The following is a 22,702-nucleotide window of genomic DNA, read 5'->3' on the forward strand; positions in this document are numbered from 1 at the left end:
CTCAGGCGGCGAACGTCAGCGTGAACACCATCCCCGGTTCCGCGCTCCCCTGGGCCGCCACATCGCCCCCCACACCCGTCATCACCCGCCGCAGGGCGGCCAGGGACAGCCCCGCGCCTCGCGCCAGCCGCGAGCCGAACGGGTCGAACAGCGTGCCCCGCTCCTCCGGAGGCAGGGCCGCGGCCGGATCATCCAGGATGAGGCTGACGTGGCCGGGGTCGTCCTGGCGCAGCGTCACCTGGACGCGGCCCTCTTCGGGCAGGCCCATGGCCACGTTGAGCAGGACTTGAGCGAGCACGGGCCTCAACCGGTTGGGATCCACCCTCACGCGGGGCAGGTCCGACTCTTCCTTCACATCCACCTCGATGCGGCGCTCGGCCAGTTCCGGGGCCACCATGGCGGTCGCTTCCTGGACGACCGAGCGCAGCGCGTGGGCATCCAGGTTCGCGGCGCTCTCGCGGCCGTACTCGGAGAGCAGCCAGAGCATGCGCTCCATGGTGCGGATCTCCCGGTTGGCGATGGTGAGCCGCCGCTTGTCCCGGTCCGACAGGCCGGTGTTCCGGGCCAGCGTCTGCACCGCCATCTTCACGGAGGACAGCGGGTTGCGGATCTCATGGCTGAGCGACGAGGACAGCTTGGAGATCTGCACCGGCGGGGCGCCCTCCAGCACGGCGCCCAGGTCGAGCACGCCCGCGGCGGCCTCCTCGCCGTCCATGCCCAGCACGAGCCGCAGGTGGTTGGCGGGAGGGTTGCCGCCGGGGCCTCCCGCGGAGACGGTGACGAACTCCACGGCGCGGCGGTCCTCGCGCGCTCGCGCATCCAGTTCGCGGGCGCGCTCCTGCGAAACCCCGAGCGCGGTGTGCAGGGATATGCCCACGAGCGCCTTGGCGTCGCGGCGCAGCACCTGGGCGCAGTCACCTTCGGCGCGTGTCACCCGGAGGTGAGGGGACCAGGCGAGCTGAGCGGCTTGCAGGAGATGGGCGTTCATTGGTGGACCTGAAACATACCGGGTAACGTCGAGCGCTGTCCTTATGACCAGCACCGCACGTCCTCCGAAGAACCTTGTGGCGGCCCTTCTGTTCCTGTCCGGGGCCACGGCGCTCGTCTATGAGCTGGTCTGGTCCAAATACCTGGGGAATGTGCTGGGCAACAGCGGCCAGGCGCACGCCGTCGTGCTGGCCACGTTCATGGGGGGGCTGGCGCTGGGGGCGTTTGTCTTCGGGCGGACAGCGGACCGGGTGAAGAACCCCCTGGCGCTCTACGGCGTGCTGGAGCTGGGCGTGGGCCTGTACGCGCTGGCGTTCCCGTACGTCCTGGGGGCGCTGGAGCACCTGTGGCTGGTCCTGGCCCCCCACGTGCCGGAGGGCCTGCGGGTGGCGCCGCGCCTGCTCGTGTCCTCGCTGTCCCTGGTGGTGCCCACGCTGCTCATGGGCGGCACGCTGCCGGCGCTGGTGCGCCACTTCGCGGCGAGCCTCGCGGGGGTGCGCAAGGAGCTGGCGCGCCTGTATGCCATCAACAGCCTGGGCGCGGCGGTGGGTGTCTACGTGGCGGGCACGCGGCTCGTTCCGCTGGTGGGCCTGTCCGCGTCCGCGCAGCTGGCCGCGGCCATCAACGTGCTGCTCGCGCTGGCCGCCCTGGCGCTGGCCCGCCAGCACCCGCCCGCGGTGACGGTGGGGGCGGCGGCCGCCGCGGAGGACGTGGCCTATCCCCGGCGGGCGGTGCGCGCCGCGCTCATCGGCGTGATGCTGTCCGGCTTCACGTCCATGCTGTATCAGGTGACGTGGATCCGCCTGTTGTCCATCGTGCTGGGGGCGTCCACGTATGCCTTCACGCTCATCCTGACGGCGTTCATCCTGGGCATCGGCCTGGGCAGCTTCTGGCTGATGACGCGCAAGGAGGGCGGGGACTCGCTGAAGCTGTATGGCTGGACGCAGGTGGGGCTGGTGTTGAGCCTCTGCCTGGCGCTGCCCCTGTACGTGCGGCTGCCGCACCTGTTCCGCTGGTCGGAGTGGATGCTCACGCGCGCGGTGGAGACGTGGCCCATCTTCCAGGGGGTCACCTTCATGTTCTGCTGCGCGGTGCTGCTGGTGCCCACGTTCATCATGGGCGTGGCGTTCCCGGCGGCGGCCCGCGTGGCCACGGCGAAGGTGTCCGAGGTGGGGCGCGAGCTGGGCGGCGTCTACCTGTGGAACACGGCGGGCACCCTCTCCGGCTCCGTGCTGGGCGGGCTGGTGCTGATGCCCTTCTGGGGCATGCAGGGCAACTTCATCGCGGGGGCGGTGGCGAACCTGGTGGCCGCGGCCCTGGCGTTCCACGCGCTGTCCGCGCCGAAGGACGGGGCGGGGGCGGTGCCCGCGTGGCGGACGTTCGCCCCGGTGGGCGTGGCGGCGGTGCTGGCAGCGGTGGTGCTGGGCGGCATGGTGGGCTGGCCGCAGCGGCTGTCCGCCATCGCCTCCATGCGCGCGTATCAGAAGCCGCCGGAGAGCTACGCGAAGCTGGTGGAGGAGACGGAGAAGGCGAACATCACCCGCTTCTACGCGGACGACACCTTCGCCACGGTGATGGTGGGGGACGTGCCAAGGGAGAACCTGCGCTTCCTGCGGATCAACGGCAAGACGGACGCCTCGAACGGGAGCGACATCGAGACGCAGGTGATGTTGGGCCAGATGGGCGTGCTGCTGCACCCGCGCGTCCCCAAGAACGTGCTCGTGGTGGGCGCGGGGTCCGCCGTCACGGCGGGCAGCGTGCTGACCCACCCGGTGGAGCGCCTGGACATGGTGGAGATCTCCCCGGCGGTCGTGGACGCGGCGCGCCTGTTCAAGGCGGACAACCGCAACGCGATGGAGGATCCGCGCACGCACGTGCACATCGACGACGCGAAGACGTTCATGGCGCTGGCGCCCATCCGGTACGACCTCATCATCAGCGAGCCGTCCAACCCCTGGGTCGCGGGCGTGGCGGGCCTCTTCACGCGCGACTTCTTCCAACTGGTGGACAAGCACCTGACGGAGGACGGCGTGCTGGTGCAGTGGATCCACACCTACGAGAGCAACCGCGAGCTGCTGCGGCTGGTGATGCGCACGCTGCAGGACACCTTCCCCCACGCCACGACCTGGCTGGGGCCGGATGACCTGATCCTGGTGGCCAGCCGCAAGCCGCTGTCGTTCGACGCGGCGGCGGTCGCCGCGCGCATGGCCCTGCCGGAGGTGAAGGCGGACCTGTCGCGGGTGGGGATCCAGGACATGTTCACCCTGTTGTCCAAGCAGGTGCACACCGAGGCCGGGTGGCGGACCTTCGCGGGAGAGGGCCCCCTCAACACGGATGATCACAACCTGCTGGAGTACGCGTCTCCGGTGGCGTTCTTCCTGGCGGACCTGGACGTGCGCGTGCAGGACGAGCGGCGGTCGCCGGACGGCGGCCCGGGGCTGCTCCTGCATCAGTACCTGCGCGACCATCCGCCCACCGCGGAGCAGGCCGCGGGGCTGTACCGCAACGTGCAGCGTTCTCATTCGAACAATGATCCGCTGGTCCGAGGCGTGGCGGCGCTGTGGCGCTCCCTGGCGCCGGAGGACCCCGCGGCGGCGCTCGCGCTGGCCCGGGCGGTGCTGGTGCAGGGGGACCTGACCCTGGCGGCGTCCCTCCTGGAGCCGGAGGTGGCCCGGGGCGGCCGTTCCCCCGAGCTGGTGACGGAGTATCTCAATCTGGTGACGGCGCGGATCTGGCAGTCGCGGACGGTGTGGACGCCCCTGAACGTGGACGGGGCGCTGGCGGTGGGCCGGGAAGTGGTGGCGCGCCACCCCGAGGACGCGAAGCTGCAGGCGGCGTTCAAGGCCTACTGCGAGGCCCTGCCGCCGGGCGCCTGCGCGGGGACGGCCGGGGTGCCCACGGCGGCCCCTGGCGGGCCCTGAAATCGCGGGGCGGAAGACTTGAGAGGCTCCAGGCCCGCGATATTCCTTGATCCGGCCCCCCATCCTCCCGATGACGGATGGAGGCGCTTGCCCGCCCGTTGTACTGTCTGTATCGACCCTGACTTCCCGCAGGGTGAGTTTTTCCACCGCTGCAACGACCCCCGGAGTTTCCCATGAACGCGATCGCGAAGGCCGCCCCGAAGAAGCAGTTCCGCAAGAACCGTGGTCAGGGCATGACCGAGTACATCATCATCGTTGCCCTCATCGCGATCGCCGCCATCGGCGTCATCACCCTGTTCGGCGACAACATCCGCAAGCTGTTCGGCGCCTCGGCCGCCGCGCTGGCCGGTGAGGACAACGTGGCCAACGACGGCCAGCTGTCCAACGAGAAGCTGAACAAGAAGACCATGAAGTCCTTCGGTCAGAACAACACCTACTGAGCCACGCTCGGCGGTGCGTGCAATGGCAGGTCCCTCCATCTGGAAGGGCCTGCCATTTTGCTTTTGCGGGCTGGAGGACTTCCAGGACTCAGGGGGCCGGGCGGGGAGCGGAGAAGCCCAGGCGGCGCAGCATCACCTTGCGGATGGAGGGGATGCGGAAGCGGAAGATGAATGCGTCCGCGAAGTAGTGCGCGAGCACGCACGCGAAGCCCAGCGAGGTGAACGCACGCAGCAGGGGGTTCGCCTGCGCGCCGCCGCCGATGCCCAGTGAGCCTCGCATGGGGCCCTCCAGCAGGAAGCCATGCAGCACGCCCAGCGCGAACAGCGGGAGCATGGACACGACCATCGCGGGCCAGATGAGCTTCTTGGTGAGGCGGGGAGCATCGCCCTCGCGAGGCTCCAGCATGCGGGCGCTGAGGAAGTAGTACTCCAGGCCGTGCATGCCCGGGAGCATCACGTAGCCCCAGGACGGCGCCACGAGCGCGAGGCCGGTCGCGGTCGCCATGCCCAGGAGGTAGAGCACCTTGGGGCCGCTGGTGGTGCCGGAGCGGAGCACGGAGCGGAAGAGCAGGAGGAAGTAGCCCAGCCAGATGGCGATGAGCACGGGCAGCGTCTGCCACGGAAGGACGACGCCCTGGCCCACGTCGAGGTAGGCGGGGGCGTCCGGGGCGGCGGACTCGGGGACGAAGAAGATGCGGACGAGGAGGATGGAGAGGAGCAGCGGGACGTAGAACTGCTGGAGCTTGCGCTCGAGCGGGGAGGGCGCGGGGAGGCCCTCCTGTCCCGCGCGAAAGCCATGCAGGGACCACAGGCCGCGTTGCTGGGACAGGGTGTGGTGCATGCCGAAGACGTTGAAGATGACGGCCACGGCGAAGGTGTGGAGGGAGCGGTCCGCGTAGAAGATGGCGAACAGCGCCGCACCCACGCCGAGCGTGCCCAGCGTCCCTGCGAGGATGGTGCGCGGCTGGTGGGGCGCGGCGGTGAGCACGTCGCGGTGCACGCCGAAGAGCAGGAACGTGAGGATGACGTGCGTGGCGTTGCCCAGGAGGTTCTGGGCGGTCCAGGCCAGCAGCCGGTGGGCGTTGTCCTCGGCGGCCGGGGCGAGGAACCCGCTGGCGACCGCGGCCACCAGGCTCAGGGCCAGGGGGATGCCCAGGATGGCGAGGTCGGCCCGGGGGGAGAACAGCCACAGGCGGCGAAAGCGCAGGGAGCCGGGCGCGGCCGGCGTGTCCTGCTCCGTAGCGGTGGCGACTCCGGGGCTCAGCGGTGTCATGGGACCGGGAGTATACCGGGTCTCCAGGGGCCCAGGACCCAGGCCGCCCGCCTGCCAGGCGGGAGGCAGGGGCGGGGTGGGGTGCCCGGGGTAGGGCTCACGCCGACGGAGGTGGGACGGATGCCTCGGGGAAGACAGGCCATCTCAATCGTCTGGATCTTCGTGGGGGCGTACCTGGGGCCTCGGTTGAGGGTCCTTCTCGCGCGGTACGTATTGGAAAGTCCATTGGGGAAGGGGCGGCCCTGCCCGGAATCGCGGTGCTGTGTTTGCTGTCCCTGGCGTTGGGCGCATTCGCCGCGTTCTGGACTTGGAGGTGGCGCTTCGAGCGCCAAACCCAGGAATGAGCGTGTCTCCCCGCTGGCTCCCACGATTGGGAATCATTGGATTGGTGTGCGGCTTCGGGCCGACGGTGCGTTATCAGATTCGAGACGGAGCCTGAGCTCGTCAGGATTCACATGAGGAGGACCAACCCCCCGTATCTGGTGGTCGATTTCGGAGACGGACAGCATGCGGTCTTCGATCCGGTGACGATGCGCTGTGTCTACTCGGATTGACGAGAGGTGGGAGTCCGCGTGGGTCTGTGTCTTGTTGTCCTTGAAGATGATGAGGATTTGAAGGAGGTCGCGGTTGGGGGATATTCGGACTTCAACGCGTTACGCGATTACGTCACTCGCGAGCTGGAGGCAGGGAAGCTGGGGTCTCGATTCCCTGTGTTCATCGTGCACTCGGATGGTGATGGCGAGTGGTCCGTCCCCGAATGCGAGCGGTTGCGTGATGAACTGGCGGTCATCGCAAGGGAGATGCAGGCGCGCCCACCGGTCGCTTTCGCGTCGGAGTGGCAACGAAGCGAGGCGGGCTCCATGGGCCTCGTGGCTCGAAACGCGTTCGAGTCGTTCCTCGCCGTGAGTGGCGGGTTCCTGGTGGAGCGTCTGCAGGACCTGGTGGCGTTCGCGCTCGAGCGCCGGGCCCCCATCTCGTTTCAGTGAGTTCCCGGGCCGGCGCCCTGCATGGATCCGCCCTTCGGGGACTCTTCCTAGGAGACGGGGTTCATCCTCCACCCACCCCGTGCTAAAACGGGGATGTCCATGGAAGGCCGACTGCTTCTGAAGAACTGCGCCGTGTTCCGTGCGGACGGTCGCGTCCGCCACGGCATGGCCGTCGTGGTCGAAGAGGGCATCATCCGCCGCGTCGCCCCGGACGCCGAGGTGCCCGTGCTCCCCGGTGACTGGGAAGTGGCCTGTCGCGGCCGGCTCGTCGCCCCCGGGCTCGTGGACTGTCACTCGCACATGGTCAACGGGCAGCTCCTGCCGCCCAATGGCGACTTCCTCCTGCGCCAGCCCCGCTCGCGCCTGGAGCGCATGCGCTCGGTGGCCAACCTCCTCACCGCCGAGGACGTGGAGGTCCTGACCCGCTTCGCCGCCGCCCGCGCGCTGCTCGATGGCGTCTCCCTCGTCGTGGACCACCTGTCGTGCCCCTCCGACGTCGCCGGCGCCCTGGAGGCCCAGGCCCGCGCCGCGAACGCGCTGGGCCTTCGACTCGTCACGTCCCACTCCACGCACAGTCTGGACGGCGCGGACGTGGCCAACGCCCAGGCGGACGCCAACGCCGACTTCGTCCGCCGCTACCGCGAACACCCCCGCGTCCGTGGCGCGCTCGGCTTCCACGCGTCCTACACCTGCGAGGATCCGCTCCTGGCCCGCATCGCGGGGCTTCGCGCGGAGCTGAGCGCGCCCGTCGTGTTCCACCTGGCGGAGAACGAGGACGACCTCTCCACCACCTACGCCACGCACGGCAGCCGCGTCGTCCCCCGCCTGGACGCGCTGGGCCTCTTGGGCCCCCACGCCATCGCCGGCTATCCGCGCGCCGTGGAGCGCTCCGAGTCCGAACGGCTCGCCGCCTCCGGCACCTTCATCGCCCTCACGCCCCGCGCCACCCGCTCCATGGACCGCGCGGCCGAGTCCGCCGATGGCGCGCTGTCCAGCCTCCACCTCGTGGGCCTGGGCACCGGCGGCCATGGCACCCTCCAGGAGGAACTGGCCGGGGCGCTCGTCAGCATGCTGTCCCTGGCGCGCTCCGGGCGCATGCCGGACCTGGATGACTCGCTGGCGCACCTGTTCGTCAGCGGCCCCGCGGAGCTGTGCACCCGCCTGTATGGCAAGCCGTCGGGCGGCGTGGACGAGGGCAGCATCGCGGACCTCGTCGTCTACGACGCCATCCCCGCCGCGGACCCGGAGACGGGCTACTCGCCGTACCTCCTGGGGCAGCTCACCGCCGCCCGCGTGGCGTGGACCATCGTGGATGGCCGCGTCTGCGTCCGCGAAGGGCAACTGGTGGGCAATGACTTCGTGGACCTGTCCCGGGACGCCGCCGCCGCGCTCGCCCGCGTCTGGTCCCGCGCACGGCTGGGTTCGTAGGGTAGAAGGGGCGCGTGAGTGCCCTGCCTCCCCGCCTCGTGGACCTGCTGCGCGCCTCCCGCGCCCGCCGGGGTCCGCTGCTCTCGGACCCCGCCACCTCCGCCTTCCGCCTGCTGAACGGCGCCGCGGACGGCGTGCCCGACGTGACCGCGGACCTCTTCGGCGACGTCGTCGTGGTCAGCCTCTACCGCGACCTGACCGACGCCGAGGAGGTCACCCTGCTCGACGCCGCCGTCGCCGCCTGGACGCCCCGGAGCGTCTACCTGAAGCGCCGTCCCCGCGAGGCGCGCGTGCTCGCCAACGTGGCGAAGGACGCGCTCGCTCCGGAGTCCGCCGCGCGGGGCGAACCCGTGGAGGACTTCGTCGCGAAGGAGAACGGCCTGTCCTTCCACATCCGCCCCGGACAGGGCCTCTCCGTGGGCCTCTACCTGGACATGCGCGACACCCGCGCGTGGCTCCAGACGCAGGCCTCCGGCCTCACCGTCCTCAACCTCTTCGCGTACACCTGCGCCTTTGGCGTGGTCGCGACGGCAGGGGGCGCGAAGCGCGTGCTCAACATGGACGCCAGCCGCCGCGTCCTGGAGTGGGGCGAGGAGAACGCGCGCCTCAACGGCCAATCCGTGGATCGCTACGACTACGTGGCTGGCGATGTCTTCGATTGGCTCGGGAGGCTCGCGAAGAAGGGGGAGTCCTTCGATGTCGTGGTCGCGGACCCTCCTTCGTTCTCCACCACCAAGACGACGCGCTTCTCCGCCGCCCGCGACTACGCCCGGCTGGCCGAGGCCGCGGCGAAGGTGGTGGCTCCCGGGGGCCGTCTGGTCGCCTGCTGCAACCTGGCGGGACTGCCCTCGCGCCGGTTCGAGGCCATGGTGCTGGAAGGCGTGACGCGGGCGGGCAGGGCGGGGAAGACAGCGGGGTCGCTCGGCCCCTCGGGGCTCGACTTTCCGACACCTCCGGGTGAGGAACCGGCACTCAAGGTGCACGTCGTCCAACTTCGTTAGCGCCTCCGGGTGGGGCGCGGCTAGATTGCTTCCATGGCTCCCGCCGCCTCCTCGCCCCCGCGCGATGCGTTCCGCTTCGGCAACTACCGGCTCATCGATCGGATCGCCGTGGGGGGCATGGCGGAGATCTTCCTCGCGCACCAGTTGGATGCCAGCGGTGACGAGACGCCCATCGTCATCAAGCGCATCCGTCCGCATCTGTCCAAGCACGCGGCCTTCGTGAAGATGTTCCTCAACGAGGCGCGGCTGGCCGCCCAGCTCAATCACCCCAACATCGTGCAGATCCACGACCTGGGGAAGATCGTCGACAGCTACTTCATCGCCATGGAGTACGTGTCCGGCCGCGACATGCGCCGCGTCGTGCCCAAGGCCGAGTCCCTGGGGATTCCCTTCCCCATGGTGTACGCGCTGAAAATCGCCTCCTGCGTCTGCGCGGGTCTGCACTACGCGCACCAGAAGAAGGACCGCTACGGCAACCCGCTCAACATCGTCCACCGCGACGTGACGCCGGAGAACATCGTCGTCGCGTTCGACGGCTCGGTGAAGGTGCTGGACTTCGGCATCGCCAAGGCCGCCAACCAGGTGGAGGAGACGCGCTCGGGGGAGATCAAAGGCAAGCTCAGCTACCTCTCCCCGGAGCAGTGCCTGGGCCGGCCGCTGGACTGCCGCAGCGACATCTTCTCGCTGGGCACCGTGCTCTACGAGTGGCTCACCGGCTTCAAGCTCTTCACCGGCGACTCCGACGTCGCCGTCATGCGCAGCATCACCGAAGCGAAGATCTACGCGCCGTCGTACTTCCGCGAGGACCTGCCGGAGCGCGTGGAGGCCATCCTGATGCGCGCGCTCGCCCGCGACCGCGAGCGCCGCTACCAGACGGCGCTGGAGATGCAGCGCGACCTGGACGCCTTCCTGGAGTCCTACGACTTCACGCCCTCGCCGCTGCACCTGGCCAACTTCGTCAAGCAGCTCTTCGAGGACGAGCGTCCGCAGGAATTGAAGCGCCTGTCCACGCGCCAGTCCTCCGCGCCCACGTCGGAGATGGCGCTGGAGGTGGCGGAGGTGGTGGCGAACGTGGATGGCCCGCCCACGGAGGCCATGCGCCTGGATGACCTCCCCACCACGGAGCCGCGCCTGCTCGCGCTGACCCTGGACCCCGCGCTGTACGAGAAGCTGGAGGCGCATGCGCGCAAGGCGAATGTCTCCCTGGCGAAGCTCGCGGCGGACGTGCTGGAGGGATGGCTGAAGTCGCGTTGAACCGCGTGCCCTTGCCCGCCCCATGCCCCGGCTGAAGCTGACGCTCGAATACGAAGGCACCCGGTACGTGGGCTGGCAGGTGCAGCCCAATGGCCCGTCCATCCAGTCCACGCTCCAGGACGCGCTCCAGAAGCTGCTGGGGGAAGAACGCGTGTTCGTGGCCTCCGCGGGCCGCACCGACGCGGGCGTGCACGCGACGGGGCAGGTGGCCTGCTTCGACACGCCGCGCGTGCTGCCGATGAAGGCCTACACCATGGGCCTCAACAGCATCCTCCCGCCGGACATCGCGGTGGTGGCGGCGGAGGAGGTGGCGGCGGAGTTCGACCCGCGCCGCTGGTCTCGCGGAAAGCGCTACCGCTACCGGGTGAGCAACCGGCGCACGCGCTCACCGCTGTTGCGCACGACGCACTGGGAGCTGTTCGCCCCGCTGGACGTGGAGGCCATGCGCCGCGCGGCGCAGGCGCTCGTGGGCCGGCATGACTTCTCCGCGTTCCGTGCCGCGGACTGCCAGGCCAAGCACCCGGTGCGAGAAATCCGGCAGATGCTTGTGGAGGGCGCTTCCGGCGACACCGTGGCCTTCGTGGTGGAGGGCACGGCGTTCCTCAAGCACATGGTGCGCAACCTGGTGGGCACGCTGGTGGAGGTGGGCAAGGGCCGCCGCCCCGAGGCCTGGGTGGCCCAGGTGCTGGCCTCGCGGGACCGCAAGCAGGCCGGGGCCACCGCGCCGCCACAGGGGCTGGTGATGGAGGAGGTCTTCTATGGCGACGGCCCGCCTCCTCGCTCGGCGGGGGACGCGGCTGTCGGGGAAGAGGACGAAGGGTGAGAGTGCGCTAGGCTTTCGGGCCGTGAGCTCCAAGCCTGGTGTCCTCGAACCCCTGCGCGTCCGCGTCCGGCGCTTCCAGTTCATCGTCGGACTGGGATTCCTGTCGCTGGTGGTGGGCGCGATGCTCAGCGTGTCGCTGGTGCTGCGCCTGCACGCGCGGGTGAACGCGCTGCCGTCCGACTTCCTGCGCATCCCAGTGGCGGTGGTGCTGGAGGACCTGTGGGTGCTCGCGGTGCTGCCGGCGCTCTGCTACGGCGCCGCGCGCATCGTCGCGCTGCGCACGTGGACCACCGCCGTGGGAGCCGCGCTGTCCGGTGGCGTATTCGTCATCGCGCTCAACTTCGTGCGCGACGGCATGGACAGCCTCACCACGGGCTGGAGCTTCGCGTCGGCGTTGCGGATCGTGGCCTTCGTGGGAGGCATCCTGCTGAGCGCCCGGGCCATCCGCGCGGGCCGCGCCGCCGCCGAGAAGGGCTCCGCGGAAGCCGAGGCGAAGGCCGCCGCCCGCAAGTCGGAGTACGACGAGTTCCTCAAGGCGGCCGAGGCTGGCGGCGCGAGGCTGGAGCAGCGCGAGGGTGGGGCCGCCGCCGAAGCTCCGGCCGCATCCCAGGAGGCGCCTGCCGCTGGGAATCCCGCTGCGACGCAGGCACCTGCCGCCACCGCGCCGACGGGCGACGCGAGCAGCGCGGGAGAGGCCACCGCGTCCTCGGGCGACGTGCCGAAGACGCCCGCGGCTTGAGGCCGCGAGCAGCGCGGGGGAGGCCACCGCGCCGACGGGCGACGCGAGCAGCGCGGGGGAGGCCACCGCGTCCTCGGGCGACGTGCCGAAGACGCCCGCGGCTTGATGACGGCAGACGACAGAGGCGGCCCCGGCATGGCGCCGAAGCCGCCTCGCATTCAATGACCTACGGGTAGCAGGCCGCCTGGCGCAGGCCGGTGTCCTCGGGGAAGCCGAGGGCCACGTTGAAGTTCTGCACGGCCTGGCCGGCCATGCCCTTCACCAGGTTGTCCAGCGCCGCCATCACCGCCACGGAGCGGCCCTTCGTCGCCACGGAGATGTCGCAGAAGTTGCTGCCCGTCACGGCCGCCACGCGCGGCGTGCCCTCCACGATGCGCACGAACTTCGAGCCCTCGTAGTAGCGGCGGTACGTCTCCGTCAGCGACTGCGTCACCACCGCGCCGCCGTGCTCCGGCCACTCGAACTGCACCGTGGCGAAGATGCCGCGCACCATGGGCGCCGAGTGCGGCACGAAGGCCAGCCGGTGCCGCTGCGAGCCGTGCGCCACCAGCATCACCTCCACCTCCGCCTCGTGCTGGTGCTCCAACGGCTTGTACGCGCGGAAGTCGTGCGCGCGCGTCGGGTGGTGCGTACCCTCGCCCGGCAGCGAGCCGGAGCCGGACGAGCCCGTCACGCCCGACACCGCCAGGAGCCCCAGCCCCTTCGTGGCCGCGATGGGCAGGAGTGCCAGCTGCACCGCCGTGGCGAAGCAGCCCGGGTTGGCGATGCGCTTCGCCGTCTTCACCTGCTCACGCTTCCACTCCGTGAGGCCGTAGGTGAACGTGCCCAACAGCTCCGGCGACGGGTGCGGCCGGCCGTAGGCGCCCGCGTACCGGCCCGGGTGGTCCAGGCGGAAGTCGGACGACAGGTCGACGAGCAGCAGCCGGTCCGCGAGCCCCGCGTCCGCCCACTGCTTCTCCATCCCTGCGAACTGCGATGCCAGGTCGCCGTGCCCCAGCGCGCTGAACACCACCGGGCGCGGCGAGTCCGCCAGCCAGCGCCAGTCCGGCTCCGCCTCGAAGCGGCCATCCACCAGGCCGCGCAGGTGCGGGTGCACCTTATGGATGGGCGAACCCGCGTGGTGCCGGGACACCACGCGGATGCCGGCGTTGCCGGGGTGGCCCGCGAGCAGCCGCAACAGCTCGCCTCCGCCGAAACCGGAGGCCCCCAGGATGTAGATGTGCGCAGGCGACGTCATGACTTCCTCCCCGCTCCCAGCTTGGGCGCGAGCTTCTCCACGATGAGATTCCCCAGGGCGTTCGGATCCGCGCGCGCGTTGCGAGCGGGCAGCCCCACCACCTGCTCCACGAAGCGCACGCCCACCGCGTTGTCCGTGGCGGGCCCGGCCACCATGTCCATCTCGATGCCGTACACCTCGCGCAGGTGCCGCACGCCGCCGGCCGCGCCCACCGGGTCGTTCGCGCACAGGATGTACGCGCCGCCCAGCGCCTTGAGCTCCGGGTCCGCCAGGATGGCCTGCACGCCGTACTCACCCATGATGCCGTCGCCCGTCTCCGCGACGATGACGTCCACTTCCTGGGCCGCCATCTCCGAGAAGACGATCCGCGCCACCTTGGACGCGGTGCGCGCGCCGGTGCACACGACGCCCGCGTCGGTGAAGTCCATCACCACGTCCGCGCCGCTGTCCTGCATGGACAGGGTGTCCCGCATCAGCGACACACCCGTGAGCTTCGCGCCGCCCACGCGGTAGCCCGCCTGGGCGAGCTTCCGCACCACCACGCTGGCCGCGTACGTCTTGCCCGCGTTCATGCAGGTGCCCACCACGTACACCACCGGGCACGTCACCGCCCGCGACGTGCCCTTGAGCGCGCCGGTGGAGATGTGCGCGTGCTGGCCCGCGCGCGACTGGAACTCCGGGAAGGTGAGGACCTGGCCCAGCACCTCCGCCTCGAACGGCGGCCCCACGCCCGGATTGTGCGACGTGCACTTCCCGATGACGCCGCCCATGTTGAGGATGTTGAGCTTGTCGCCCACCGTGACGGACGCGGGCACGATGCCCTCGTAGCCGTGCAGCGCGTTGCGGTGGCCCAGCGCGCCCACGACGATGTCGCCCGCGTGGAGCGTGACGAGCCGACCGTTCACGTCCTCCAGCTGGTTGTAGACGCTCTTCTCCCCGTGGATGCGCACCGCGATGACGGCGCCTTCCTCGCACTTCACCTCATCCGTGAGGTGCACCGTGCGCCCCACCTGGAGGTTGCGGGTGACACTTCCCACCTTGTCGACGTGGATCTTCATGTCGTCACTTCGCTTTCTGCGAGAGCATCTGCGCGACGCCGTAGAGCTTGGCGAACCCCGCCGCCTCCGTCCCCGTCCACAACACGTTGGCCTCTCCGTACGTGGCCACCTTCGCGTCCATCAGCGAGTGCGGCGAACGCACGCCTTCCACGACGTGGGCGCGCGGGGTGAGCACCAGCTTCACCTCGCCCGTCACGCGGTCCTGCGAGGAGGCGAGGAACGCCTCCAGGTCCTTCACCACCGGGTCGAAGAAGTGCCCTTCGTGCAAGAGCGACCCGTACAGGTTGCCCACCGTCTCCTTCCAGAAGAGCTGCTTGCCCGACAGCACCAGCTTCTCCAGCTCGCGGTGCGACGCGATGAGCAGGTGCGCCGCCGGGGCCTCGAAGCCCACGCGGCCCTTGATGCCCAGGATGGTGTCGCCCAGGTGCACGCCCCGGCCGATGCCGTACGGACGGCCGATGGCGTTGAGCTTCTCCACCACGTCCACCGCGGACATCGCCTGGCCATCGAGCGCCACCGGCACGCCCTTGTCGAAGGAGATGATCAGCGGCCGGGGCTTCAGGTCGGTGGGGATTTCACCCCCGGGGAAGGCCGCCTCCGGCAGGGTGCTCCACGAGTCCAGCGTCTCGCGGCCACCCACGGACGTGCCCCACATGCCCTCGTTGACGGAGTACGTGCCCGTCTTCGCCGGCATGTGGAAGCCGCGCTCCGCGAGGAAGGAGATCTCCTGCTGACGGGAGAGCGCCAGGTCGCGGATGGGGGTGATGAGCTGCAGCTGCGGCGCGAGCGTGCGGAAGGCCACGTCGAAGCGGACCTGATCATTCCCCGCGCCGGTGCTGCCGTGGGCCACGGCCTGCACGCCCAGCTTCTCCGCCATGCGCACGGCCTCCACGGCCTGACAGGCGCGCTCGGCGGAGACGCTCAGCGGGTAGAGCTGGCCGCGCAGCACGTTGCCGGCGATGAGGAAGCGCAGGTAGCCCTGGAACAGGGTGTCGCGCGCGTCCACCGTGTGGTGCGCCACCGCGCCCAGCTTCTGGGACAGGGCCTGGATGCGCTCCAGCTGCTCGGGCGGGAAGCCGCCCGTGTCCACGGTGACGGTGGTGACGTCCCAGCCCTGCTCGCGCAGGTACACCGTGCAGAAGGCGGTATCGAGGCCACCGGAGAACGCCAGCACCACGGACTTCTTGCTCATCTTCGGACTCCTGTTGCTGCGAAAGGGGGTGAGGAAGCTTTCAGGGGGCCCAGACGCGGATAGCGGCCTCGGCCTGCTGTGCGTGGGTGCGCGTGAGCCAGTCGCGCGCATCCGCCAGTTCCTCGCGCGCGGTGGCGAGGCCCAGGTTGCCGGCGCCACCCAGGTGGGTGGCCGTCAGCGCGCCGCGGTCCGGCTGGAAGGTGCCTTCGTTGAGCTGACGGCCCACCTCCCGGTACGCGTCGCGGAAGGGCTGGCCCTTGGCCACGAGCGCGTAGGCGTGGTGCGCGGCGTAGAGCGTGTCGTCGCACGCCGCGCGCGCCTTCTCCGCGTTCACCTTCAGCGCGGGCACCAGCCGCGCCAGCACGTCCAGCAGCGCCTTGGCGCTGGTGAGGGCCTGGAGGGTGGGGCGCTTCAGCAGTTGGAAGTCACGGTGGTAGCTGGAGGGAAGACCGCCGGCCACCGCCTCCACCTGGTGCGCAAGGCCGCGCAGCTCGCGGCAGCGGCCCCGGGCCAGCTCCACCACGTCCGGGTTCTTCTTCTGCGGCATGATGGACGAGCCGGTCGTGAAGGCATCCGGCAGGGCCAGGAAGCCGAACTCGTCCATGCTGTAGAGCTGCACGTCCCAAAGCCACTTCTCCAGAGTGCCCGCCACCGAGCACGCCCAGGTGAGCAGCGCTGCTTCATGCCGCCCCCGACTGTCCTGCGCGTCGATGGGGCTGCGTTGAACCCGACTAAAACCGAGCAACCGCGCGACATATTCACGGTCGATGGGCAGCGGCACACCGAAGCCCGCGGCGGCGCCCAGCGGGCAGCGGTCGAGCCGCCCCCACACGCCCTTCAGCGCCTCCAGCTCCTCCAGCAGCCCTTCGGCGAACGCCATGCCCCACAGGCCGAAGGTGGACGGCATCGCGCGGCGCAGGTGCGTGTAGCCGGGCAGGGGCAGGTCCGCGTGCGCGTCCGCGAAGTCCAGGAACGTGCCCGCCAGCTCCGCCGTGCGCGCACCCAGCGCGAGCAGCTCCTCGCGCATGAACAGGCGCAGGGCCAGCAGCACCTGGTCGTTGCGCGAGCGCGCCAGGTGGATGCGCTTGCCCGCCTCGCCGGTGCGCTCCACGAGCGCGGCCTCCAGCGCGGTGTGGCCGTCCTCCTGCTCCGGGCGGATGGTGAAGCGGCCCGCGCGGGCCTCGTCATGGAGCGCGTGCAGGGCGCCCACGAGCGACGCGGCGGCCTCCGGCGCGAGCAGCCCCACGTGCGCGAGCATGCGCGCGTGCGCGGCGCTGCCCAGCGCGTCGTGCGGAACGAGCGACAGGTCCACCACGGGGTCGTCGCCCACGGTGAAGGCGTGGATGGCCGCGTCCAGCGGCTGGCCCTTGCCCCACAATGTCTCAGCCACGCGACACCTCCCCGGCATAGCCGTGCAGCAGTCGTCGATAGAACGCGAGCCCCGCCTCCAGCTCCGCGCGCGTGAGGTACTCGTTCGCCTGGTGGCTCCGGAGCGTGTCGCCCGGACCCACCTTCACCGCCGGGAGGTCTCCCAGGAACGCCCAGTCGGACGTGGTGCTGGAGCCCACCGTGTCCTGGCCCGACGCCACCACCGCCGCGCGCACCAGCGGGTGCGACGCATCCGTGCCCTTGGGCAGGTAGCGCGCGGAGTGCACCACCACCTCGCTCTCCAGTGCCCGGCCCACGTCCTCCGCCACCTTCGCGTGGTCCATGCCCGGCGTGGTGCGCAGGTCCACGAAGAACTCGCACCGGTCCGGCACCTGGTTGCGCGCGAGGCCCCCGGACACCTGCGTCACCTGTGCCCGCGCCTCACCCAACAGCGGGTGCGCGGGGAATCGCAGCGCGGACACGGCCTGGATGTCCCGGGCCGCCTTGAGGATGGCGTTGGACTCCGAGCCCAGGCCACCCGTGTGCGCGTGCGCCACGTGGCCGCTCTTGCCGTGCGCCACGCAGCGCAGGAGCAGCATGCCCCGCTGCGCCGTGCAGGGCTTGAGCGACGTGGGCTCTCCCACGATGGCGGCGTCCAGCGGCCCCAGCGTGGGCAACAGCGGCCCCAGCCCCTTGCCGCCCGTCTCCTCCTCGGCGGTGAGCGCGAAGACGCACTCCACACCCTTCGGCGCGCCTTCTTCGAGGAACGCCTTCGCGGTGAGGAGCATGGCGGTGACGCAGCCCTTGGCGTCGTTGGCGCCCAGGCCGTAGAGCGTGTCGTCCTTCCACACGGCCTCGTGCGGCTCCGTGTTCCACCCGGCGCACGGCTTCACCGTGTCCAGGTGGGAGTTCACGAGCAGGCGCTTCGGCCCGCTGCCCACGCTGAACCACACGTTGTGGCCCTGGCGGTGCACGCGGGCACCCCAGGACTCCGCATGGCCCGCGACGAGGTCCGCGATGCGGGCCTCGTCGCCGGAGACGCTGGGCGTGGCGACCAGCGCGGTGAGCAGCTCGGCGGGGTTCAACCCTTGGCCTCGCCGTGCTTCACCGGGTGCTCGCGCACGACCATGGTGCCGCTGCCCTCGTTGGTGAAGACCTCCTCCAACAGGGCATCGGACTGCTTGCCGCTCACCAGGTGCACGCTGCCCACGCCGCCCACCAGCGCGTGGCGCATGGCGTGCGCCTTGGGACGCATGCCGCCCGTGAGCCGGCCCTCGGCCTCCAGGGACGCCAGGTCCGACAGCGTGGCCAGCGAGATGAGCGACGAGGGGTCGGAGACGTCCTTGAGGAGCCCCGGCACCTCCACCATGAAGAAGAGCTTCTCCGCGTGCAGCGCCGCCGCCAGGGCCGCCGCCACCGTGTCCGCGTTGGTGTTGTACACGGCGCCGTCCTGGCCGCCCGACAGCGGGGCGATGACGGGCACGTAGTCGGCGGAGCGCAGGTGCTCCACGACACGCGTGTCCACGGACTCGATGTCGCCCACGAGGCCGTAGTCCACCATGCGCCCCTGGGTCTCGCCGGGCTCGGTCACCAGCACGGGCGGGCGCTTGCGCGCCTTGATGAGGCCCGCGTCCACGCCGGACAGGCCCACCGCGGGCACGCCCGCGGCCTGGAGGTCCGCGAGCAGGTCCGTGTGCAGCTTGCCCGCCAGCACCATCTTCGCCGCGTCCAGCACGGGCGCGGAGGTGACGCGGCGGCCGGCCACCTTCTCGATGGGCAGGTGCAGGGCGTCACAGAGCGAGTCCAGCTCCGGACCGCCGCCGTGCACCACGACGGGACGGATGGAGAAGGCCCACAGCAGGGCGATCTGCTCGCACGCCGTCTTGCGGGTGCGCGGATCCGTCAGCACGGCTCCGCCCAGCTTCACCACGAAGGTCTTGCTGCGGAACTGCTTCACGTACTTCGCCGCGTTGCGAAGCGCGGCGTACGGGTCGGGAGACAAAGGCACGGTGGACCTCTGAGAAGTCGAAAGGGGACGAAGAAGAGCGGGGCGGCGGGCTTCTAGAGGCTCAGCCGCCGCGCATCCAGGCCAGGAGGGCGCGCTGCACGTGGTAGCGGTTGCCCGCTTCGTCCACGACGCGGCTGCTGGCGTGATCCAACACCTCGTCGGCGACCTCCACGTTGCGGCGCACGGGCAGGCAGTGGAGGAAGGCCGCGTCCTTCGAGGCCTTCGCCATGTGCCGGCGCGTGGGCATCCAACCCGAGTACGACGCGAGCAGCGCCGCCACGTCCGTGGGCGTGGCTGCCGTCTGGGCGGTGGGGCCCCAGGACTTCGCGTACACGGCGCGGCTGCCCACCAGCGCCTCGTCCTGGTCGTGCGTGTACGTGATGCTGCCGCCGGTGGCCTTGGCGTACGCCTCCGCCTCCGCGCGCACGGCCGGGTGCAGGTCGAAGCCCGGCGGATGCGCCACGCGCACCTCGCAGCCCGCGGCCGCCGCGGACAGCAGGAACGAGTTCGGCACCGCCTTGGGCAACGGCTTGATGTGCGGCGCCCAGGTGAGCGTCACCGGCAGCTTCTTCGTGGTGCCGAACGTCTCGCGCAGGGTGAGCGCGTCCGCCAGTCCCTGGCAGGGGTGCTCGCGCGCGGACTCCATGCTCACCACCGGCACGGTGGCCCACTTGCGGAAGGCGTTGATGACGGGGTCGGCCTCGTCCTCCTCGTCACCGCCACCCTGGGAGAAGGTGCGGATGCCGAGCATGTCCACGAAGCGCGACAGGACGGGCGACGCCTCCTTGATGTGCTCCGCGCGGTCCGCGTTCATCACCGCGCCGGGCCGGTCCTCCAGCTTCCACACGCCAGAGCCCACGTCGAGCACGATGGCGTGCCCGCCCGCGCGCAGCATCACCGCCTCGAAGGACGTGCGCGTGCGCAGGGACGGGTTGAAGAACACCATGCCCAGGAGCTGCCCCGGGAAGATGTGGCCCGGATCCTTCTGCTTCCACGCGGCCGCCTGCGAAAGGACCGCCTCGACGCCTTCCGGGCCCAGGTCCTGAATGCGGGTGACATGCTTCATGGGCTTCGTGCTCCCCCGGCCGCGCCGGATGGATGGGGACTGCTGAATATGCACTTGAATTCGTGCATATTCGTTGAGGAGGCGCGGATATTATGCAGAACGGCGCAGCGCGCAAGAACATTCACTGGGATTTTTCATGCGCCTTGCGTGCGTATTCAGCCGCATGCATGGTGAACGTGAATGAACCTGGACGACGCCATCCTTGAGCTCATCTCCCGGCAGGACGTTCCGGATCAGTTCGTCCTGCAGTCGTTGCTCGAAGAGGCGGGGCACACGCCCAGCCAGTCCACGCTGTCGCGGCGGCTGAAGAAGCTGAGCGTGCAGAAGGTGAACGGGCGCTATCAGCGCGCGGAGCCGCCTGCGGCGCCCGTGGCGCTCGCGCCGTCGGTGACCATCATCGAGGCGCCGCCCAACATGCTGGTGCTGAAGACGGCGCCCGGCTACGCGCAGATCTTCGGGCTGGCGCTGGACCGCGAGGAGCCGGAGGGCCTGGCGGGCACGGTGGCGGGTGACGACACCATCTTCATCGCGGTGAGGGATCCGTCGTACCTGCGGGACGTGCGCGAGGCGGTGGAGGAGCTCATCCAGCGCGGCCCGTGAACGGGAAGCGGCGCACGGACTCCCACGGGCCGCCGAGGTAGCGCCAGAGCAAGAGCGCGGGGGCGTGCGAGTCGAAGGCGGACCAGCCCGCGCCCAGCTCCACGAGCGCGGCCTTCGCCTCCTCCACGGTGGCCTTGTTCATCAGCGTGACGTGGGGACGGAAGGGCTGACGGTCCTGCGGCGTGAGCCACTCCACGTAGGCGCGGGACAGCTCGCGGTGCACGGGCACGAGGCCGGGCGCTTCCACGTCCACCGCCATGCCGCGTCCCAGGCTCCGCAACTTCGTGAAGCGCAAGCCGGGCGCGGGGCGCTCGGTGACGACCTCGAGCGCGGCCTCCACGGCGTCCTGCTCGTGCGCGGGCAGGTGGTGGAAGAGGGAGACGTGCGCCGGGATGAGGTTTCGCTCGGGCGGGAAGTAGCGGCGGCGCAGGCCGTCCAGGCGTGTGAAGGCTTCCGGCTCCAACTCGGCGGTGACGAGCAGCGGGGCTTCGGGGAGGGCGGCCATGCGGCGCACACCTTCCGTCCGAAGCCCCGGGGGCACAAGAGGGGCCTACTTCTGCGAAGCGAAGAAGGCCCGCAGCGAGTCGTCGGCCTTCTTGCGGTATTCCGGCAGACGCGAGCGCTCCGCCTCGGCGAGGGCCTTCTTCACGCCCGCCGCGTCGAGGTCGTGGGTGTAGACCGGCGTGCCGGGCTGCTGGCGCCACGAGTCCGTGATGCCGCCCGCGTCGATGGCGTCGAAGCCCAGCTCCTCCACGAGCTTGAGGACCTTGGCGCGGTGCTCGGGCGGATCCCCGGCGATGGGCAGCGCGACGCGGCCGGGCGTGCCCTTGGGCGTGCCCTTCTCCAGGAGGCTCTTGAAGAAGATGTTGTTGAAGGCCTTGATGACAGGGCGGCCGAGATGGCTCGCGACCCACTCGCTCTCCGTCGTGCCGTCGAGGAGGGCCGCGATCTGCCCGTCGCGCACGGGGTAGTAGTTGCCCGTGTCGATGACGACGACGTCCTTCGGCACGTTCGCGAACAGGCCCTTCGGCAGGTCCGGCACGGCCTTCTGGGGGATGGTCACGACGACGACCTCGCCCGCCTTCGCCGCCTCTTCGACAGTGACGGCCTTCGCGCCCGTCTCCTTCGCGAGGTCGCGCAGTGTCTCCGGCCCGCGTGAGTTCGCGATGGACACTTCATGGCCCAGCTGCGTCCACCTGCGAGCCAGGGTCCCGCCAATCAGCCCCGCGCCAATGATTCCGATCTTCATGTCGTTCTCCACCAGGAAGTGAATTCCGCGACGGCAAGCGCCGGTCGGATGCCCGACCTTTTTCCGCGATGCGCGGGACCTGGCGGGTTTGTCGCGTCCCCGGGCGGGGAGGGGCCTTCCTCAGGGGCGGACCCATTCGCTAGCATTCCCGCTTGACCGGTCCTTGGGAGCCCGGCCGTTGCCATGGCGAACAATCCATCCGAGCTGGTCGCGGCATTCCGGGGGGCCGCGCGACCCCTGACCTCCGAGGAGGAGGCGGGGCTCCCGGCCATGCTGGACTCCCTCCTGGAGCGCTGTGAGGCGGCGTGGCCCGGCATCCAGTTGGAGCCCGGTCCCTTCGTCGCGCACCTGGGCCAGCACACGCCCTCGGGTGAGCCTCTCGCGCAGGCCCTGTCCGCGCTGCACTGCGAGGACCTGTACCTGGCGCTCGCCGCGCTGGACGGACAGCGGGCCGCGCTGGATGCGCTGGAGTCGGCCGTGCTGGTGCCGGCGGGGCGAGCGGTGCGCCGCGTGGAGGACTCGGACGCGTTCGTGGACGAGGTGCTCCAACTCACGCGCCTGCGGCTCCTGGTGGAGGAGGGCGGCCGCGCGCCGCGCCTCACGGAGTACGCGGGCCGGGGACCGCTGCGGCGGTGGACGGAGGCCGTGGCGCTGGGCATCGCGCTGTCGCTCAAGCGCAAGCCGGAGCGGAGCACGCCGCTGGATGACGCGCTCATCGCCGCGGATCTGGGCGCGGCGGATCCGGAGCTGGAGCACATCCGCCACCGCTACCGTCCCGCCTTCCGCGCCGCCTTCGCGGAGGCCCTGGGCTCCCTCTCGCCGCGCGACCGCAACCTGCTGCGCATGGGGCTGGTGCAGGGCCTGGGCGTGGAGTCATTGGGCGCGCTGCACCAGGTGCACGCCTCCACGGTGTCGCGGTGGATGGCGAAGGCGCGCGAGGCGCTCCTGGTGCACACCCGTCAGGGCCTGGCCCGGCGGCTCGCGCTCGACACCTCCCAGTTGGACAGTCTGCTGCGCGTGCTCGACGGCAGCCTGGAGCTCAGCCTCGCATCCCTGCTGAAGGAAGGGTGAC

Annotated in this window: 21 protein-coding genes; 10 read left to right on the forward strand and 11 right to left on the reverse strand. The window is 70.7% G+C overall.

The window, feature by feature from the left end; translation table 11 throughout:
• Position 1 precedes the first annotated feature (1 nt).
• Positions 2–988, reverse strand: a complete 987-nt coding sequence (locus ACX114_RS11780; protein ID WP_459297630.1) for a sensor histidine kinase — start codon at positions 986–988, stop codon at positions 2–4.
• A gap of 76 nt (positions 989–1,064) precedes the next feature.
• Between ACX114_RS11780 and ACX114_RS11785 the strand changes: the two genes are divergently transcribed.
• Both ACX114_RS11785 and ACX114_RS11790 read left to right on the forward strand, forming a co-directional pair.
• Positions 1,065–3,908, forward strand: coding sequence for a fused MFS/spermidine synthase (locus ACX114_RS11785; protein ID WP_459297632.1), 2,844 nt, complete (start codon positions 1,065–1,067; stop codon positions 3,906–3,908).
• A gap of 173 nt (positions 3,909–4,081) precedes the next feature.
• On the forward strand, positions 4,082–4,348 hold the full coding sequence (locus ACX114_RS11790; RefSeq protein WP_459297634.1) for a hypothetical protein: 267 nt from the start codon (positions 4,082–4,084) through the stop codon (positions 4,346–4,348).
• An 88-nt stretch (positions 4,349–4,436) separates the two neighbouring features.
• Here ACX114_RS11790 and ACX114_RS11795 read toward each other — a convergent pair whose 3' ends face one another.
• Entirely contained in the window at positions 4,437–5,621 is a 1,185-nt protein-coding gene (locus ACX114_RS11795; protein WP_459297636.1) for a hypothetical protein, read from the reverse strand.
• 572 nt (positions 5,622–6,193) lie between these two features.
• Between ACX114_RS11795 and ACX114_RS11800 the strand changes: the two genes are divergently transcribed.
• The 6 genes from ACX114_RS11800 to ACX114_RS11825 all read left to right on the forward strand — a co-directional run bounded on the left by ACX114_RS11800 (position 6,194) and on the right by ACX114_RS11825 (position 11,852).
• Positions 6,194–6,607: an Imm70 family immunity protein gene (locus tag ACX114_RS11800; protein WP_459297638.1), complete on the forward strand. Its 414-nt coding sequence runs from the start codon at positions 6,194–6,196 to the stop codon at positions 6,605–6,607.
• Positions 6,608–6,706: 99 nt separating this feature from the next.
• On the forward strand, positions 6,707–8,035 hold the full coding sequence (locus ACX114_RS11805; protein ID WP_459297640.1) for an amidohydrolase family protein: 1,329 nt from the start codon (positions 6,707–6,709) through the stop codon (positions 8,033–8,035).
• Positions 8,036–8,049: 14 nt separating this feature from the next.
• Positions 8,050–9,036, forward strand: coding sequence for a class I SAM-dependent rRNA methyltransferase (locus ACX114_RS11810; RefSeq protein ID WP_459297642.1), 987 nt, complete (start codon positions 8,050–8,052; stop codon positions 9,034–9,036).
• Between the two features lie 33 nt (positions 9,037–9,069).
• Positions 9,070–10,290 carry a serine/threonine protein kinase gene (locus ACX114_RS11815; RefSeq protein ID WP_459297644.1) on the forward strand — a complete coding sequence of 407 codons (1,221 nt, stop codon included), beginning with the start codon at positions 9,070–9,072 and terminating at the stop codon, positions 10,288–10,290.
• Positions 10,291–10,312: 22 nt separating this feature from the next.
• On the forward strand, positions 10,313–11,113 hold the full coding sequence (truA, locus tag ACX114_RS11820; RefSeq protein ID WP_459297646.1) for a tRNA pseudouridine(38-40) synthase TruA: 801 nt from the start codon (positions 10,313–10,315) through the stop codon (positions 11,111–11,113).
• Positions 11,114–11,135: 22 nt separating this feature from the next.
• On the forward strand, positions 11,136–11,852 hold the full coding sequence (locus ACX114_RS11825) for a hypothetical protein (protein WP_459297648.1): 717 nt from the start codon (positions 11,136–11,138) through the stop codon (positions 11,850–11,852).
• Positions 11,853–12,018: 166 nt separating this feature from the next.
• On the opposite strand, the gene argC is transcribed toward ACX114_RS11825, so the two are convergent.
• The 7 genes from argC to ACX114_RS11860 all read right to left on the reverse strand — a co-directional run bounded on the left by argC (position 12,019) and on the right by ACX114_RS11860 (position 19,781).
• The gene (argC, locus tag ACX114_RS11830; protein WP_459297650.1) at positions 12,019–13,089 is read right to left on the reverse strand and encodes an N-acetyl-gamma-glutamyl-phosphate reductase; all 1,071 of its coding nucleotides are present in this window, start codon (positions 13,087–13,089) and stop codon (positions 12,019–12,021) included.
• A complete protein-coding gene (locus ACX114_RS11835) occupies positions 13,086–14,147 on the reverse strand; it encodes a hypothetical protein (protein ID WP_459297652.1) in 1,062 nt (353 codons plus the stop codon). Before ACX114_RS11835 ends, argC begins: the two co-directional genes overlap by 4 nt.
• 4 nt (positions 14,148–14,151) lie before the next feature.
• Positions 14,152–15,339, reverse strand: coding sequence for an argininosuccinate synthase (gene argG, locus ACX114_RS11840; RefSeq protein ID WP_459297654.1), 1,188 nt, complete (start codon positions 15,337–15,339; stop codon positions 14,152–14,154).
• A 40-nt stretch (positions 15,340–15,379) separates the two neighbouring features.
• Complete coding sequence (gene argH / locus ACX114_RS11845; RefSeq protein WP_459297656.1) at positions 15,380–16,729, reverse strand: argininosuccinate lyase; 1,350 nt, start codon at positions 16,727–16,729, stop codon at positions 15,380–15,382.
• Positions 16,722–17,792 (reverse strand): M20/M25/M40 family metallo-hydrolase, encoded by a 1,071-nt coding sequence (locus ACX114_RS11850; protein WP_459297658.1) that lies wholly within the window; start codon positions 17,790–17,792, stop codon positions 16,722–16,724. Before ACX114_RS11850 ends, argH begins: the two co-directional genes overlap by 8 nt.
• Positions 17,789–18,715 (reverse strand): acetylglutamate kinase, encoded by a 927-nt coding sequence (argB, locus tag ACX114_RS11855; RefSeq protein ID WP_459297660.1) that lies wholly within the window; start codon positions 18,713–18,715, stop codon positions 17,789–17,791. The genes ACX114_RS11850 and argB overlap by 4 nt, the downstream gene beginning before the upstream one ends.
• 61 nt (positions 18,716–18,776) lie before the next feature.
• Positions 18,777–19,781 carry an N-acetylornithine carbamoyltransferase gene (locus ACX114_RS11860; protein ID WP_459297662.1) on the reverse strand — a complete coding sequence of 335 codons (1,005 nt, stop codon included), beginning with the start codon at positions 19,779–19,781 and terminating at the stop codon, positions 18,777–18,779.
• Positions 19,782–19,961: 180 nt separating this feature from the next.
• Here ACX114_RS11860 and ACX114_RS11865 point away from each other — a divergent pair, with 180 nt between their 5' ends.
• Positions 19,962–20,381 (forward strand): arginine repressor, encoded by a 420-nt coding sequence (locus ACX114_RS11865; RefSeq protein WP_459297664.1) that lies wholly within the window; start codon positions 19,962–19,964, stop codon positions 20,379–20,381.
• Here ACX114_RS11865 and ACX114_RS11870 read toward each other — a convergent pair.
• Together ACX114_RS11870 and ACX114_RS11875 are read right to left on the reverse strand one after the other, a co-directional pair.
• A complete protein-coding gene (locus ACX114_RS11870; protein WP_459297666.1) occupies positions 20,362–20,886 on the reverse strand; it encodes a 2'-5' RNA ligase family protein in 525 nt (174 codons plus the stop codon). The two genes, ACX114_RS11865 and ACX114_RS11870, sit on opposite strands and share 20 nt — an antisense overlap.
• A gap of 45 nt (positions 20,887–20,931) precedes the next feature.
• The gene (locus ACX114_RS11875; protein ID WP_459297668.1) at positions 20,932–21,630 is read right to left on the reverse strand and encodes an NADPH-dependent F420 reductase; all 699 of its coding nucleotides are present in this window, start codon (positions 21,628–21,630) and stop codon (positions 20,932–20,934) included.
• Between the two features lie 270 nt (positions 21,631–21,900).
• Between ACX114_RS11875 and ACX114_RS11880 the strand changes: the two genes are divergently transcribed.
• Positions 21,901–22,701 carry an RNA polymerase subunit sigma-70 gene (locus tag ACX114_RS11880; RefSeq protein ID WP_459297670.1) on the forward strand — a complete coding sequence of 267 codons (801 nt, stop codon included), beginning with the start codon at positions 21,901–21,903 and terminating at the stop codon, positions 22,699–22,701.
• Position 22,702: the final 1 nt, after the last annotated feature.

Source organism: Corallococcus sp. M7, from assembly GCF_054512695.1.

Coding starts and splice junctions, on each gene's coding strand:
- ACX114_RS11780 (WP_459297630.1), bottom strand. CDS start 988: ATGAACGCCCATCTCCTGCAAGCCGCTCAGCTCGCCTGGTCCCCTCAC.
- ACX114_RS11790 (WP_459297634.1), top strand. CDS start 4,082: ATGAACGCGATCGCGAAGGCCGCCCCGAAGAAGCAGTTCCGCAAGAAC.
- ACX114_RS11795 (WP_459297636.1), bottom strand. CDS start 5,621: ATGACACCGCTGAGCCCCGGAGTCGCCACCGCTACGGAGCAGGACACG.
- ACX114_RS11805 (WP_459297640.1), top strand. CDS start 6,707: ATGGAAGGCCGACTGCTTCTGAAGAACTGCGCCGTGTTCCGTGCGGAC.
- ACX114_RS11815 (WP_459297644.1), top strand. CDS start 9,070: ATGGCTCCCGCCGCCTCCTCGCCCCCGCGCGATGCGTTCCGCTTCGGC.
- truA (WP_459297646.1), top strand. CDS start 10,313: ATGCCCCGGCTGAAGCTGACGCTCGAATACGAAGGCACCCGGTACGTG.
- argC (WP_459297650.1), bottom strand. CDS start 13,089: ATGACGTCGCCTGCGCACATCTACATCCTGGGGGCCTCCGGTTTCGGC.
- ACX114_RS11835 (WP_459297652.1), bottom strand. CDS start 14,147: ATGAAGATCCACGTCGACAAGGTGGGAAGTGTCACCCGCAACCTCCAG.
- argG (WP_459297654.1), bottom strand. CDS start 15,339: ATGAGCAAGAAGTCCGTGGTGCTGGCGTTCTCCGGTGGCCTCGATACC.
- ACX114_RS11860 (WP_459297662.1), bottom strand. CDS start 19,781: ATGAAGCATGTCACCCGCATTCAGGACCTGGGCCCGGAAGGCGTCGAG.
- ACX114_RS11865 (WP_459297664.1), top strand. CDS start 19,962: ATGAACCTGGACGACGCCATCCTTGAGCTCATCTCCCGGCAGGACGTT.
- ACX114_RS11870 (WP_459297666.1), bottom strand. CDS start 20,886: ATGGCCGCCCTCCCCGAAGCCCCGCTGCTCGTCACCGCCGAGTTGGAG.
- ACX114_RS11875 (WP_459297668.1), bottom strand. CDS start 21,630: ATGAAGATCGGAATCATTGGCGCGGGGCTGATTGGCGGGACCCTGGCT.
- ACX114_RS11880 (WP_459297670.1), top strand. CDS start 21,901: ATGCTGGACTCCCTCCTGGAGCGCTGTGAGGCGGCGTGGCCCGGCATC.